This is a genomic window from Streptomyces sp. SCL15-4 (assembly GCF_033366695.1).
Classification (GTDB): domain Bacteria; phylum Actinomycetota; class Actinomycetes; order Streptomycetales; family Streptomycetaceae; genus Streptomyces.
In genome coordinates, this window is sequence record NZ_JAOBTQ010000001.1 from 3039900 (window position 1) to 3054346 (window position 14447).

Annotated in this window: 15 protein-coding genes; 11 read left to right on the forward strand and 4 right to left on the reverse strand. The window is 70.9% G+C overall.

Annotated elements, in window-relative coordinates; genetic code table 11:
• Positions 1-25: 25 nt before the first annotated feature.
• A complete protein-coding gene (locus SCK26_RS12960; protein WP_318201453.1) occupies positions 26-946 on the forward strand; it encodes a 1-aminocyclopropane-1-carboxylate deaminase/D-cysteine desulfhydrase in 921 nt (306 codons plus the stop codon).
• Here the strand turns inward: SCK26_RS12960 and SCK26_RS12965 are convergent.
• A complete protein-coding gene (locus SCK26_RS12965) occupies positions 943-2526 on the reverse strand; it encodes a Na+/H+ antiporter (protein WP_318201454.1) in 1584 nt (527 codons plus the stop codon). The two genes, SCK26_RS12960 and SCK26_RS12965, sit on opposite strands and share 4 nt — an antisense overlap.
• Before the next feature lie 61 nt (positions 2527-2587).
• Here SCK26_RS12965 and SCK26_RS12970 point away from each other — a divergent pair, with 61 nt between their 5' ends.
• The 3 genes from SCK26_RS12970 to SCK26_RS12980 all read left to right on the forward strand — a co-directional run bounded on the left by SCK26_RS12970 (position 2588) and on the right by SCK26_RS12980 (position 4673).
• Entirely contained in the window at positions 2588-2848 is a 261-nt protein-coding gene (locus SCK26_RS12970) for a UBP-type zinc finger domain-containing protein (RefSeq protein ID WP_318201455.1), read from the forward strand.
• A gap of 278 nt (positions 2849-3126) precedes the next feature.
• The gene (locus tag SCK26_RS12975) at positions 3127-3543 is read left to right on the forward strand and encodes an anti-sigma regulatory factor (RefSeq protein ID WP_030609825.1); all 417 of its coding nucleotides are present in this window, start codon (positions 3127-3129) and stop codon (positions 3541-3543) included.
• Positions 3544-3560: 17 nt separating this feature from the next.
• The gene (locus SCK26_RS12980) at positions 3561-4673 is read left to right on the forward strand and encodes an RNA polymerase sigma factor SigF (RefSeq protein WP_318201456.1); all 1113 of its coding nucleotides are present in this window, start codon (positions 3561-3563) and stop codon (positions 4671-4673) included.
• Between the two features lie 41 nt (positions 4674-4714).
• Here the strand turns inward: SCK26_RS12980 and SCK26_RS12985 are convergent, their stop codons facing one another.
• Positions 4715-5167: a hypothetical protein gene (locus SCK26_RS12985; RefSeq protein WP_318201457.1), complete on the reverse strand. Its 453-nt coding sequence runs from the start codon at positions 5165-5167 to the stop codon at positions 4715-4717.
• A 147-nt stretch (positions 5168-5314) separates the two neighbouring features.
• Between SCK26_RS12985 and SCK26_RS12990 the strand changes: the two genes are divergently transcribed.
• Positions 5315-6283 carry a diacylglycerol/lipid kinase family protein gene (locus SCK26_RS12990; RefSeq protein ID WP_318201458.1) on the forward strand — a complete coding sequence of 323 codons (969 nt, stop codon included), beginning with the start codon at positions 5315-5317 and terminating at the stop codon, positions 6281-6283.
• A gap of 321 nt (positions 6284-6604) precedes the next feature.
• The gene (locus SCK26_RS12995) at positions 6605-6862 is read left to right on the forward strand and encodes a WhiB family transcriptional regulator (RefSeq protein WP_003992873.1); all 258 of its coding nucleotides are present in this window, start codon (positions 6605-6607) and stop codon (positions 6860-6862) included.
• A gap of 288 nt (positions 6863-7150) precedes the next feature.
• On the opposite strand, the gene SCK26_RS13000 is transcribed toward SCK26_RS12995, so the two are convergent.
• Together SCK26_RS13000 and SCK26_RS13005 are read right to left on the reverse strand one after the other, a co-directional pair.
• Positions 7151-8626 (reverse strand): sensor histidine kinase, encoded by a 1476-nt coding sequence (locus SCK26_RS13000; RefSeq protein ID WP_318201459.1) that lies wholly within the window; start codon positions 8624-8626, stop codon positions 7151-7153.
• Between the two features lie 326 nt (positions 8627-8952).
• Positions 8953-9585: a TetR/AcrR family transcriptional regulator gene (locus tag SCK26_RS13005; RefSeq protein WP_318201460.1), complete on the reverse strand. Its 633-nt coding sequence runs from the start codon at positions 9583-9585 to the stop codon at positions 8953-8955.
• Positions 9586-9677: 92 nt separating this feature from the next.
• On the opposite strand from SCK26_RS13005, the gene SCK26_RS13010 reads away from it, so the two are divergent.
• The 5 genes from SCK26_RS13010 (at position 9678) to mctP (ending at position 14354) form a co-directional block, all read left to right on the forward strand.
• Positions 9678-10430, forward strand: coding sequence for an SDR family oxidoreductase (locus SCK26_RS13010; protein ID WP_318201461.1), 753 nt, complete (start codon positions 9678-9680; stop codon positions 10428-10430).
• A 110-nt stretch (positions 10431-10540) separates the two neighbouring features.
• Positions 10541-11326: a glucosamine-6-phosphate deaminase gene (nagB, locus tag SCK26_RS13015; protein ID WP_318201462.1), complete on the forward strand. Its 786-nt coding sequence runs from the start codon at positions 10541-10543 to the stop codon at positions 11324-11326.
• Between the two features lie 243 nt (positions 11327-11569).
• Positions 11570-12331 (forward strand): GntR family transcriptional regulator, encoded by a 762-nt coding sequence (locus SCK26_RS13020; protein ID WP_318201463.1) that lies wholly within the window; start codon positions 11570-11572, stop codon positions 12329-12331.
• A gap of 134 nt (positions 12332-12465) precedes the next feature.
• Positions 12466-12729 carry a DUF3311 domain-containing protein gene (locus tag SCK26_RS13025; protein WP_318201464.1) on the forward strand — a complete coding sequence of 88 codons (264 nt, stop codon included), beginning with the start codon at positions 12466-12468 and terminating at the stop codon, positions 12727-12729.
• Entirely contained in the window at positions 12726-14354 is a 1629-nt protein-coding gene (mctP, locus tag SCK26_RS13030) for a monocarboxylate uptake permease MctP (RefSeq protein WP_318201465.1), read from the forward strand. Before SCK26_RS13025 ends, mctP begins: the two co-directional genes overlap by 4 nt.
• Positions 14355-14447: the final 93 nt, after the last annotated feature.

Genomic DNA, 14447 nt, shown 5'->3' on the forward strand with positions numbered 1-14447 from the left:
ACCCGCCCCGGGCGACAATGGAGCCGTGACCAGCCCCGACCCGCTCGCTCCCCGCCTCCCCTCGCCCCTCCAAGAGGTGCGGGACAGCCGGTTCGAGCGCCGCGGGCTCCGGCTGCTGCTCAAGCGGGACGACCTCCTCCACCCCCATCTCGTCGGCAACAAGTGGCGCAAGCTGGTGCCGAACATCGCGGCGGCCGGCGGCCGGCCGCTGGTCACCTTCGGCGGGGCCTACTCCAACCATCTGCGGGCCACCGCCGCCGCGGGCCGGCTGCTGGGCCTGCCCACCACGGGCGTGGTGCGCGGCCAGGAGCTGGCCGGCCGGCCGCTCAACCCGTCCCTGGCCCGGTGCGCGGCCGACGGCATGCGGCTGCACTTCGTCGACAGATCGACGTACCGCCGCAAGACCGAGCCGGAGATCCTGGCCGAGGTCCTGCGCGCGGCCGGTGCCGAGGGGGCGTACGTCGTCCCCGAGGGCGGCAGCAACGCCGAGGCGGTGCGCGGCTGCCGGGCGCTGGGCGCGGAACTGCGCGGCCGGGCCGAAGTGGTCGCGGTCGCCTGCGGTACCGGCGGCACTCTCGCCGGCCTCGCCGCCGGGCTGGCGGCCGGGGAGCGCGCGCTCGGCATACCGGTTCTGAAGGGCGGCTTCCTGGAAGCCGACATAGAGGGCTTGCAGGAACGTGCCTTCGGGGCCCGTACCGGCCACTGGTCCCTGGACGACCGCTTCCACTGCGGCGGGTACGCGCGTACGACGCCCGAACTGGAGGCTTTCGCACGCGACTTCGAGCAGCGGCACGGGCTGGCCGTGGAACGTCTCTATGTCGCCAAGTTGCTGTACGGACTGGCCGCGCTCGCCGGAGAAGGTGCCTTCGCGCGCGGGAGCGCGATCGCCGCCGTCGTCACCGGGCGGCCGTTCCCGGAGCCCGCGGCGGCCGCCCCGGAACGCTAACCGGCCTCCCTGAAGGCGGCCGCCTCCTCCAGGTCCAGGCGCCGGAGCAGGGCGCGCAGCATCTCGTCATCGATGTAGCGGTGGTCGCGGAGCCGGACGAAGACCTCGCGTTCGGCGCTGATCATCTCCCGGGACAGCCGGCGGTAGGTGTCGTCGACGGACTCGCCGGTGACCGGGTTGACCTGGCCGAGCCGCTCCCAGACGGCGTTGCGGCGGCGCTCCAGGACGATGCGCAGCCGGTCGACGAGCGGCGGCGGCAGCGCGTTGCGCTCGTCGGAGAGGAGGTCGTCGAGCCGTGCCTCGGCGGCCCGTGAGGCCTGCGCCTGGGCGTTGGCCTCGGCGAGGGTCTCGGCCTGCCGGTCGCGGCCGGGGAATCTCAGCAGCCGGATGAGCGGCGGCAGCGTCACGCCCTGCACCACGAGCGTGCCGATGACCGTGGTGAAGGTCAGGAAGAGGATCAGGTTGCGGGGGCCGTCGGCCATGGTGGACGGGATGGCGAAGGCGATGGCCAGGGACACCACCCCGCGCATGCCCGCCCACGAGGTGACCATCGCGCCCCGCCAGGTGGGGTTCTCCTCGCGCGCGCGGATCCGCGCCGACAGCAGCCGGGGCAGGAAGGTGGCCGGGTAGACCCAGACGAACCGGGCCACCACGACGACCAGGAAGACGGCGACCGCGTACCACGCCGCGGCGGGGCCCTCGTACTCGCCGAGCCGCTTGAGGACGATCGGCAGCTGGAGGCCGATCAGGGCGAACACCGCCGACTCCAGGACGAAGGCGACCATCTTCCACACCGCCTCCTCCTGGAGCCGGGTGGCGAAGTCAACCTCCCACGCGCGGTGGCCGAGGTAGAGGGCGACGACCACGACGGCGAGCACACCGGAGGCGTGCGACTGCTCGGCGACCCCGTAGGCGACGAACGGGATCAGCAGCGACAGCGTGTTCTGCAGCAGCGGTTCTGTCAGGTGGGTGCGCAGCCAGTGCAGGGGCGCCATGAGGACCAGCCCGATCCCGACCCCGCCGACCGCGGCGAGCGCGAACTCGCCGATGCCGCCGGCCCAGGTGGCGCCCTCGCCGACGGCCGCGCCGAGCGCCACCTTGTAGGCGGTGATCGCGGTGGCGTCGTTCAGCAGGGACTCTCCCTGGAGGATGGTGGTGATCCGGGACGGCAGGCCGACCCGGCGCGCGACCGCCGTGGCGGCCACCGCGTCCGGCGGTGCCACCACCGCGCCCAGCACCAGCGCGGCGGGCAGCGGCAGCCCGGGGACGAGCTCGTAGGCGGCCCAGCCGACGACGACGGTCGCGAAGAGGACGTAGCCGACCGAGAGCAGCGCCACGGGCCGCAGTTGCGCCCGCAGGTCGAGGTAGGAGCTGTCGCTCGCCGAGGTGTACAGCAGCGGGGGCAGCAGCAGCGGCAGGACGATGTGCGGGTCCAGGGTGTACGACGGCACACCGGGGATGTAGGAGACCGCGAGGCCTACGGCGACCAGCAGCAGCGGGGCCGGCGCGGGGGTGCGCCGGGCGGCCGCGGCCACCGCCGCACTGCCCGCCACCAGCAACAGCAGGGGCATCACGTCCAAGGTCTTCGCCCACCCTCTTTTTCCGCGCGGTCATCCGCACACAAGTCGTAATCTGGCAATCATGAAACAGTGCACGCACGCCGACGCGCTGCCGCACCCGGAACCGGAGCCGCTCGCCGGGACCTGCCCGGAGTGCCTGCGGGACGGCACCCACCCGGTGCAGCTCCGGCTGTGCCTCACCTGCGGTCACGTCGGCTGCTGCGACTCCTCGCCGGGACGGCACGCGACGGAGCACTACGCGCGGACCGGTCATCCGGTGATGCGGACCTTCGAACCCGGCGAGGACTGGCGGTGGTGCTTCGTCGACCACGTGCTCGTATGACCGGCGCTCGTGTGACACTGCTTGTGGCGGCTTCCGCACGACGGTTCGAGCGTCTGACGTCTGGGTACGTCAATCCGGCGCGCGCTCTTCCCATTTGGGCCCACTCACCCTCTAGACACGGAGCGTATCCGGAGCTTTACTGTGAGTGACACCAGGGGGTTGGGGTCCCGGGGACAGGAATGTTCGGAGCGCGATAGCGTCACCGCTTGAACCACGTACGCGTTACCCCGGGGGGCGACCCTCGGCCCCGTAAAGCTTGTACCACCATGGAGGTGAGGGTGTCCCAGATCGCAGGCGAGCCCGCGGCGAACCAGGACTTCGTGGAAGTCCGGCTTCCGGCTGCGGGTGCCTACCTGTCGGTGCTGCGGACGGCCACGGCCGGTCTGGCGGCCCGCTTGGACTTCACCCTGGACGAAATCGAGGATCTGCGCATCGCCGTGGACGAGGCCTGCGCGATCCTGCTCCAGCAAGCCGTGCCCGGCTCGGTGCTCAGCTGTGTCTTCCGCCTGGTCGACGACTCGCTGGAAGTGACGGTCTCGGCGCCGACCACGGACGGCCACGCCCCCTCGCGGGACACCTTCGCCTGGACCGTGCTGTCGGCCCTGGCGGGGAAGGTCTCGTCCGCCGTGGACGAGGACAAGACGGTGTCGATCAGTCTCTACAAACAGCGTGGCGTCGGCCCCGGGCCGGCGTGAGGAACGGGGACGGGCCGGTGCGGGACGAAGAGCGCGGCACACGGGAGCTGCCGACCGGGGACGGGGGTGCCTCCCGGCCGGGTGACGCCGAGACCTCCGGGGCGGACCCCCGGGACGGTTCCCGGCGCATGGCGGACGGCATCGACGGCATCCCCGAGCAGGCCAGGCCCCACCCGGAGGACGGCTCCGCGCGGGCCGGCGGTGACGCTGCCGGACAGGGCACGCCGCCGACGGCTCCCGACGGCGCCGCGTCCGCCGTCCGCGCGGGGGCGAGGGCTCGGGGAAGGGGCACGGGCGGGACGATGAGCGAGCACGAGGGATACGCCAAGGACGACGCGCCGGACGCGGAGGCCGTGCGCGCCGTACAGCACGACGCCCAGGACCGCAGCGGGGCGCGGGCGCTGTTCGTCGAGCTGCGCTCGCTGCCCGCCGGCAGCCCTCAGTACGCGGAGCTGCGCAACCGGCTCGTCCGTATGCACCTGCCGCTCGTGGAGCACCTGGCGCGCCGCTTCCGCAACCGCGGCGAGCCGCTGGACGACCTCACCCAGGTCGCCACGATCGGTCTGATCAAGTCCGTCGACCGGTTCGACCCCGAGCGCGGGGTGGAGTTCTCCACGTACGCCACCCCGACCGTCGTCGGCGAGATCAAGCGGCACTTCCGCGACAAGGGCTGGGCGGTCCGCGTGCCGCGCCGGCTCCAGGAGCTGCGGCTCTCGCTGACCACCGCGACGGCCGAGCTGTCCCAGCTGCACGGCCGCTCCCCGACCGTCCACGAGCTGGCCGAGAAGCTGGCCATCTCGGAGGAGGAGGTCCTGGAGGGCCTGGAGTCGGCGAACGCGTACTCCACGCTGTCCCTGGACGTCCCCGACACGGACGACGAGTCGCCGGCCGTCGCCGACACCCTGGGCGCGGAGGACGAGGCGCTGGAGGGTGTGGAGTACCGCGAGTCCCTCAAGCCGCTTTTGGAGGATCTGCCGCCGCGCGAGAAGCGGATCCTGCTGCTGCGCTTCTTCGGGAACATGACCCAGTCGCAGATCGCGCAGGAGGTCGGCATCTCCCAGATGCACGTCTCCCGGCTGCTGGCCCGCACCCTGGCCCAGTTGCGGGAGAAGCTCCTCGTGGAGGAGTGAGCCAGGACACCCCTGCCTCGTACCGCCCCTCCCGGCCGGTCCTACTCGGTCCGGCCCGGCCCCTTGATCCCGAGGGCCCGGGTCGTCTCGCCGTTGACGAGGAGCACCAGCGCGGCGAGGGCGACCGCGGCGAGGGCGACACCGGCCGGGATCGCCATGCTGTCGGCCTGGACCAGGCTGTAGGCCACCGGGAGCGCCATGAGCTGGGTGATCACCGCGGGTCCACGGCTCCAGCCGCGCCGCAGCAGCAGCCCGCGCGCGGCGAGCAGCGGCAGCAGCGCGAGCACGATCAGCGTGATGCCGAGGGTCACGGCCTGCTGCCGGTCGTCCGGTTCACCGGTGACCCCGCGGACGAGCACCCACAGGCCGCCGGCCACCAGCGCGGCACCCTCCAGCGCGGCCAGCACCGCCGCGTACGTCAGCCGGCGCGGACGGGGTCCCTCGGTCGCGGCTGTCTCGGCGGTGGCGGGGGCGGGATTCTGCTGACTGCTCACCCCTGAAGGGTAGCCGTCGCGGCCCGGAAGCGGCCCGCCGCCCGGCGGGACGCGCCCGGCGAGCGTGGCCAGACTCACGCCCTCGCCTCTTACCGGATCCCTACCTCGGTCTGGGCCCAATACCCCCCAGTAGGTACGCTGCCATGCATGCGTGCACTTCTCGTGGTCAATCCGGCGGCTACCACCACAAGCGCACGCAGACGTGATGTGCTCACCCACGCACTGGCGAGCGAGATGAAGCTGGAGGCGGTCACCACCGAGTACCGCGGCCACGCCCGCGATCTCGGCCGGCAGGCGGCGGAGAGCGACGACATCGACCTAGTGGTGGCGCTCGGCGGCGACGGCACGGTCAACGAGGTCGTCAACGGACTCCTGCACGCCGGCCCGGATCCCGAGCACCTGCCGGGTCTGGCCGTCGTCCCCGGTGGGTCCACGAACGTCTTCGCCCGGGCCCTGGGCCTGCCCAACGATCCCGTCGAGGCCACCGGCGCGCTGCTGGACGCGCTGCGGGACGGCACCGAGCGGATCGTCGGCCTCGGGCTGACCTCGGGGCCGCCGGGCACCGAGGACGAGGCGGTGCCGGCCCGCTGGTTCACCTTCAACGCCGGGCTCGGCTTCGACGCGGGCGTGGTGGGCCGGGTCGAGCAGCAGCGCGAGCGCGGGAAGAAGTCGACGCACGCCCTCTACGTCCGGCAGGTGGTCCGGCAGTTCCTGGGCGAGCCGAATCGCCGGAACGGCACGATCACCCTCGAACGGCCCGGCGCGGATCCCGTCGAGGACCTCGTCGTCGCCATAGTCTCGAACACGTCGCCGTGGACGTATCTCGGCAACCGCCCCATGTACACGTCGCCCAAGGCGTCGTTCGACACCGGCATCGACGTGCTGGGTCTCAGCCGTCTGTCGACGGCCGCGGTTGCCCGGTATGGCACCCAGTTGCTCACTTCGTCCCCCGAGCGCGGACCGCACGGCAAGCACGCGCTGTCCCTCCATGATCTGGATCAGTTCACCTTGCATTCGAAGGTGCCGCTGCCCCTCCAGATGGACGGTGACCACCTGGGGCTGCGTACGAGCGTGACGTTCACAGGCGTACGCCGTGCACTGCGTGTGATTGTGTGAGCGGAACGGGCAAAAGTCCTTTCACTCGAACGTTTAGGCCAGGATCCACCCCATGGAAGTACGGCTGTGACCTAGTCGACACCGAGGAATCAAAAAAAACTTTCCGGAAGGGGTTGTATCCGCCGCCGAGGTTTGCGAGTCTCTACGTGGCGATCGGGACGGCCCGCAACATCGGCCTCCACTGATCACCGGAACCCCTCTTCAAACCAAGGACCACGCCGGGTGTGAACTCGGCGGTCGGCCCTTCACTTGTTGGGGGATTCGTGAAAGCGTTCACATTCACAAGCAATCTGCACGTAATACCAAGGAGAGGTAGCAGCCATGGACTGGCGTCACAACGCCGTTTGCCGCGAGGAAGACCCCGAGCTCTTCTTCCCCATCGGCAACACCGGTCCTGCGCTGCTGCAGATCGAGGAAGCCAAGGCCGTCTGCCGTCGCTGCCCGGTGATCGAGCAGTGTCTGCAGTGGGCGCTTGAGTCCGGCCAGGACTCCGGCGTCTGGGGTGGTCTCAGCGAGGACGAGCGCCGCGCCATGAAGCGCCGCGCCGCCCGCAACCGGGCCCGTCAGGCCTCCGCCTGACACACCCACCCCTGCTGACAGCCTGAGCTTGGCGGCGCGCACAGCACGTACGCATCTCCCGCCCCCGAACCGCAGCGCGCAGTTCCCCCGGAGCGCTTAGCGATACAAGCAGAGCAGCAACGAGCATCAGCCTCGGACCAATGGCGGTCCGGGGCTTTTTGCTGTGCCCGGACCCGTCGCGCCGAGCCCGCCGCGCCGAGCCCGCGGCGCCGGGCTCCGGCTCCGGCTCCGGCTCCGGCTCCGGCGAAGATCCTGGCCGGCCGGAGGCGTCGCCGGCGAGGAAGGTGCCTACTTCTGGGCCCGCACCGGAAGGTCGAGGATCACCCGGGTCCCCCGCCCGGCCGCCGGCACCATGTCGAAGGAACCGCCCAACTCGCCCTCCACCAGCGTCCGTACGATCTGCAGACCGAGGTTTCCCGAGCGGTGCGGATCGAAGCCCTCGGGCAGGCCGACGCCGTCGTCCTGGACGGTGACCAGCAGCCGGGCCTCCTTGGTGGTGCCTCCGCGCACCGCGGAGACCTCGACCGTGCCGGTGTCGCCCTCGCGGAAGCCGTGTTCCAGGGCGTTCTGCAGGACCTCGGTGAGGACCATGGACAGCGGGGTGGCGACCTCGGCGTCGAGTATCCCGAACCGCCCGGTGCGCCGTCCGGTCACCTTGCCCGGCGAGATCTCGGCGACCATGGCCAGCACCCGGTCGGCGATGTCGTCGAACTCCACCCGCTCGTCCAGGTTCTGGGACAGCGTCTCGTGCACGATGGCGATGGAGCCGACCCGGCGGACCGCCTCCTCCAGGGCCTCCCGGCCGCGCTCGGACTCGATGCGCCGGGCCTGGAGCCGCAGCAGGGCCGCGACCGTCTGGAGGTTGTTCTTCACCCGGTGGTGGATCTCCCGGATGGTGGCGTCCTTGGTGATCAACTCACGCTCACGGCGCCGCAGTTCGGTCACGTCCCGGAGCAGCACCAGCGAACCGATGCGGGTGCCCTTGGGCTTGAGCGGGATGGCCCGGAACTGGATGACACCGTCGTGCGCCTCGATCTCGAACTCGCGCGGCGCCCAGCCGCTGGCCACCTTGGCCAGCGCCTCGTCCACGGGACCGCGCGTGGGAGCGAGTTCGGCGGTGGTCTGCCCGAGGTGGTGACCGACCAGGTCGGCGGCGAGGCCGAGCCGGTGGTAGGCGGACAGGGCGTTCGGGGAGGCGTACTGGACGGTGCCGTCCGCGTCCAGCCGGATCAGGCCGTCGCCGACGCGCGGGGAGGCGTCCATGTCGACCTGCTGGCCGGGGAACGGGAAGGCGCCGGCCGCGATCATCTGCGCGAGGTCGGAGGCGCTCTGGAGGTAGGTCAGCTCCAGGCGGCTCGGGGTGCGCACGGTGAGCAGGTTGGTGTTCCGGGCGATCACGCCGAGGACGCGGCCCTCACGCCGTACCGGGATGGACTCGACCCGTACGGGGACCTCCTCCCGCCACTCCGGATCGCCCTCGCGCACGATCCGGCCCTCGTCCAGCGCCGCGTCCAGCATGGGCCGCCGGCCGCGCGGGACCAGGTGGCCGACCATGTCGTCCTGGTACGAGGTCGGGCCGGTGTTGGGCCGCATCTGGGCCACCGAGACGTACCGGGTGCCGTCCCGGGTGGGGACCCAGAGCACCAGGTCGGCGAAGGAGAGGTCGGAGAGCAGCTGCCACTCCGAGACCAGCAGGTGCAGCCACTCGAGGTCGGAGTCGTCCAGGGCGGTGTGCTGGCGTACGAGTTCGTTCATGGAGGGCACGTGTGCGAGCGTACCCGGGGCCTGACGACGGCCGGAAAAAACACCCGCGGGCCGCGGCGCCTGGAAGGGACCCTCAACCCTCACCGGCACCGCAGCCCGGAGCATCAACGGCCGTGGGGTGTGCGGTCCCGGTCGGCCGAAGGTCGAGGAGCCGGGGCAGTCAGGGCAGAGAGCACCGGATCCTCGGTCCGCCTTCCTGTGCGGGGAAGACGGAGGCTTGTTGTTCGATTCTGGACTGGACCACGACGGCGTGTCCATGGTGTGGAAGGCGTCCCATGCCTCGGCGGCTGATGGCACGCGATGCCACGCAGCCTAGCCCGCCCGGGTCAGTCGTGGGGCCAGATGGCCATCGCAATTTCCGCGAGTGCCTCCAGTTCCTCCCGGCGTGCGCCGTCGCGGGCCTGCTGGGACATGCCCTGGAGCATGGCGCCGGCATGCCGGGCGAGGGCGGCGGTGTCGGTGCCGGCCGGCAGCAGTCCGGCCGCGACGTCCGCCCGGATCCGGGCCTCCAGTGCGGCGATGTTCGCGTTGCGCCGCTCGCGCAGCAGCGCCTCCACCTCGGGGTTGGTGCAGTTGGTGGCGGCGTGGACGACCATGCAGCCGTGGGGGTGGGCCGGGTCGGTGTACTCGGCGGCGGCCTCGCGGAGCACGCGCGCGATGCCCTCGCGGGCCGTGGGCTCCTCGGCGAGGGCGCGGTCGGCGAAGGCGCCGTGGGTGCCGGCGTAGACGCGGACGACCTCGTCGAAGAGGGTCTGCTTGTCGCCGAAGGCCGCGTACAGGCTGGGGGCGCCGATGCCCATGGCGCGGGTGAGGTCGGAGACCGAGGTGGCCTCGTACCCGTGCTCCCAGAAGGCCATCAGCGCCTTCTCCAGCGCCGTGGCCCGGTCGAAGGAGCGCGGCCGGCCCCGCGTCCGGCCCGCGCCGCCGCTCTTGCCCTGTGTGTCCTGCCCCATCACCATGCCCTCATTTTATAGCGAGCCCTAGAAAATTGGCGGCGAGGTGGTGTACGGTCTTTCTGTAACGACCACTATACAAATCAGGAGAGGCGGTCATGGGCGCGCTGACGGGGAAGACGGCACTGGTCACGGGGGCGAGCCGGGGTATCGGGCGGGGCATCGCCGAGCGGCTGGGACGCGACGGGGCGCGGGTGGCGGTGCACTACGGCACCAACGCGAAGGCGGCCGAGGAGACGGTGGCCGCGATCGAGGCGGCGGGCGGCTCGGCGTTCGCGATCGGCGTGGAGCTGGGCACGCCCAGGGACGCGGAGCGGCTGTGGGAGGAGTTCGACCGGCACGCGGACGGGCTGGACATCCTCGTGCACAACGCGGGCATCGGCACCGCGCGCCCCTTCGGCGAGATCGAGCAGGAGGAGTACGACCGGCTGTTCGCGGTGAACGTGAAGGCCCCGTTCTTCCTGACCCGGCTCGGCGCGGACCGGCTGCGCGACGGCGGGCGGGTGGTGAACATATCGTCCGGCCTGGCGCGGACCGCCGCGATGCCCCACCTCATCGCCTACTCGATGACCAAGGCGGCGCTGGACGTCTTCACCCGGGACCTGTCCAAGCTGCTCGGCCCGCGCGGGATCACGGTGAACTCGGTGGCACCCGGGATCATCGACACCGACAACACCGCCGACCTCCTGTACGGCACGGAGGACGGTCTGGCCCAGGCCGCCGCGCTGTCGGCGCTGGGACGGGTGGGAACACCGGCGGACGTCGCCGATGTCGTGGCCTTCCTGGTCTCGGAGGACGGGCGCTGGGTGACCGGTCACTGGCTGGACGCGACGGGAGGTTCGCTCACCTGAGAGTTTCCCGGACCTTCCCCGTTTCTTCCCGCGCCTCGGGACCCGCCTCTGTTAGATTGGTCTAAACCACATAGAGAGCACAGAGCCCACTTCAGAACGGCAGGCCCAGCGTGGAAGTTGTCATCGTTCCGGACGCCGCGGCGGGCGGCGAGCTGATCGCCGAGGCCATGGCCCAGCTGCTGCGACGCAAGCCCGACGCCCTGCTCGGCGTGGCCACCGGCTCCACTCCGCTGCCCATCTACCAGGCGCTGACCGCCAAGGTGCGCTCCGGCGCCGTGGATGCCTCCCGGGCGCGGATCGCGCAGCTCGACGAGTACGTGGGGCTGCCCGCGGACCATCCCGAGTCCTACCGCTCGGTGCTGCGCCGCGAGGTGCTGGAGCCGCTGGGCATAGGGATGGACGCGTTCATGGGGCCGGACGGCACGGCGGAGGACGTCCAGGCGGCGTGCGAGGCGTACGACCGGGCGCTCGCCGAGGCCGGCGGGGTGGACCTCCAGCTGCTCGGCATCGGGACCGACGGGCACATCGGGTTCAACGAGCCCTGCTCCTCGCTCGCCTCGCGCACCCGGATCAAGACACTGACCGAGCAGACCCGGATCGACAACGCGCGTTTCTTCGACGGTGACATCGAGCAGGTCCCGCACCACGTCATCACCCAGGGCATCGGCACGATCCTGGAGGCCCGGCACCTGGTGCTGCTGGCGACCGGCGAGGGCAAGGCGGACGCGGTCGCGGCGACCGTAGAGGGCCCGGTCGCCGCGGTCTGTCCCGCCTCCGCGCTCCAGCTCCATCCCCACGCCACGGTGGTCGTCGACGAGGCCGCCGCGTCCAAGCTGAAGCTGGCCGGCTACTTCCGCCACACCTACGCCAACAAGCCGGAGTGGCAGGGGATCTGACCGGGATCACCGACCGGGGGCCGGGCGGCGGGCCGGACGGGCTCCGGCCGGGCCCCCGCTCCGGCCGCCGGCCGCGCGGCTCCCCGAGGGTCGATGGACTAGACCAACAGCGGGTGCGGCGGTATACAGAGGGGATCACGGAGCGTGCGGGTGGAGTGCCGGTACGGCAACCCGTGCCACGATGTGAGCCGTGGCCGATGGGATGTCGGTCGCTTTCGGCATCCGGAGCCGGGAAGGCAGAGCATGAGCACCGACGTCAGCAGTGCGGAGAACGAGGCAGGCATCACCCGTACCGCGCGCGTGCCCAAGTACTACCGCTTGAAGAAGCATCTGCTCGACATGACGCAGACGCAGGCGCCGGGCACGCCGGTCCCGCCCGAACGCACGCTGGCCGCCGAGTTCGACACCTCCCGGACCACCGTGCGCCAGGCCTTGCAGGAACTGGTCGTGGAGGGCCGGCTCGAACGCATCCAGGGCAAGGGCACCTTCGTCGCCAAGCCCAAGGTCTCCCAGGCGCTCCAGCTCACCTCCTACACCGAGGACATGCGGGCCCAGGGCCTGGAGCCGACCTCGCAGCTGCTGGACATCGGGTACATCACCGCCGACGACCGGCTGGCCGAGCTGCTCGACATCACCACCGGCGGCCGTGTGCTGCGCATCGAGCGGCTGCGCATGGCCAACGGCGAGCCGATGGCGATCGAGACCACTCATCTGTCGGCCAAGCGCTTCCCGGCGCTGCGGCGCTCGCTGGTGAAGTACACCTCGCTGTACACCGCGCTCGCCGAGGTCTACGACGTCCACCTCGCCGAGGCCGAGGAGACCATCGAGACCTCCCTGGCCACTCCCCGCGAGGCGGGTCTGCTCGGCACCGACGTGGGCCTGCCGATGCTGATGCTCTCCCGCCACTCGCTGGACCTCGAGGGCAAGCCGGTGGAGTGGGTGCGGTCGGTCTACCGCGGGGACCGGTACAAGTTCGTCGCCCGGCTGAAGCGGCCGACGGAGTAACCGCCGGGCAACGGCGGTACGCGTTCGCTGAATCGATATACCGATATGCGGACGAGGGCTTCCGCTGCCATGACCCCGTCACCTAGATTTCCTGCTCATTACACAGGTGATCAGCAAGGGGACGGAGCCGTGGCATGTCCGAAACGCCTGAAGTGAGACCACCGGTGGTGACACCGGGCAGGGTGGTCATCGCCCTGTGTCTCGTCGCGCCCTTCGTGGCGATGCTGTGGGTCGGCTCGTACGCCAAGACCGACCCCACGCTCATCGGGGTGCCGTTCTTCTACTGGTACCAGATGCTCTGGGTGCTGATCTCCACCGCGCTCACCATGCTGGCGTACAAGCTCTGGCAGCGTGACCAGCGCGCCCGCAAGGAAGCGAACGGGGGTGCGGCGAAGTGAAGGACGGTGTCAACGGAGTCGCGCTCGGCGTCTTCATCTTCTTCTTCCTGGCCGTCACGGTCATGGGCTTCCTGGCCGCGCGCTGGCGCAGGGCCGAGAACGAGCACTCCCTGGACGAATGGGGCCTGGGCGGACGGTCGTTCGGTACCTGGATCACCTGGTTCCTGCTCGGCGGTGACCTGTACACGGCGTACACCTTCGTCGCCGTGCCGGCGGCGATCTACGCGGCGGGCGCGTCCGGCTTCTTCGCGGTGCCGTACACGATCCTCGTGTACCCGATGATCTTCACCTTCCTGCCCCGCCTGTGGTCGGTCTCGCACCGCCACGGGTACGTCACCACCTCCGACTTCGTGCGCGGCCGGTTCGGCTCGAAGGGGCTGTCGCTGGCGGTGGCGGTGACCGGCATCCTGGCGACGATGCCGTACATCGCGCTCCAGCTGGTCGGCATCCAGGCGGTGCTGGACGTGATGGGCGTCGGCGGCGGCGAGAACACCAACTGGTTCGTGAAGGACCTGCCGCTGCTCATCGCCTTCGGTGTGCTGGCGGCCTACACCTACTCCTCCGGCCTGCGCGCCCCCGCGCTGATCGCGTTCGTCAAGGACACGCTGATCTACATCGTCATCGTGGTGGCGATCATCTACATCCCGATCAAGCTGGGCGGGTTCGACGACATCTTCGCCAAGGCGGGCCATGCGTTCGGCCAGCTCAACCCGGCCACCGGCAAGCCGCGCGGAGCGGTGACGCCGCCGGAGGCGGGCCAGTGGACGTACGCCACGCTGGCGCTCGGCTCGGCGCTCGCGCTGTTCATGTACCCGCACTCGATCACCGCGACCCTGTCGTCCAGGAGCCGTGAGGTGATTCGCCGCAACACCACGATCCTGCCGCTGTACTCCCTGATGCTGGGACTGCTGGCGCTGCTGGGCTTCATGGCGATCGCGGCCGGAGTGAAGGTCTCCAACGGCCAGCTGGCCATCCCGCAGCTGTTCGAGGACATGTTCCCGGACTGGTTCACGGGCATCGCGTTCGCGGCGATCGGCATCGGGGCGCTGGTCCCGGCGGCGATCATGTCCATCGCGGCGGCCAACCTCTTCACCCGCAACATCTACAAGGACTTCATCAAGCCGAACGCGACGGCCGCGGAGGAGACCAAGGTCTCCAAGCTGGTCTCCCTGCTGGTGAAGGTCGGCGCCCTGGCCTTCGTGCTCACGATGGACAAGACCGTCGCCATCAACTTCCAGCTGCTGGGCGGCATCTGGATCCTCCAGACGTTCCCGGCGCTGGTCGGCGGCCTGTTCACCCGCTGGTTCCACCGCTGGGCGCTGCTGGCCGGCTGGGCGGTCGGCATGGTCTACGGCACGGTCGCGGCGTACGGGGTGGCCTCGCCGACGCAGAAGCACTTCGGCGGCTCCGCGAAGGAGATCCCCGGCATCGGTGAGATCGGCTACATCGGTCTGACGGCGTTCGTGCTGAACGTCCTGGTCACCGTGGTCCTGACGTTCGTCCTGAAGGCCGTGAAGGCCCCGGACGGCATCGACGAGACCAGGCCGGAGGACTACACGGCGGACTCCGGCGACCCGGGAGTCCAGGTGGAGCTGCCGCCCGCCACGGCCGGCGCCGGCCACTGAGGCACCGGGTCCACCCCGCGCGACGGGCCGCCGGAAGCACACTCACCGGCGGCCCGTCGCCGTACCCGCCCGGCGGATCCGGCGCCGTGTCCC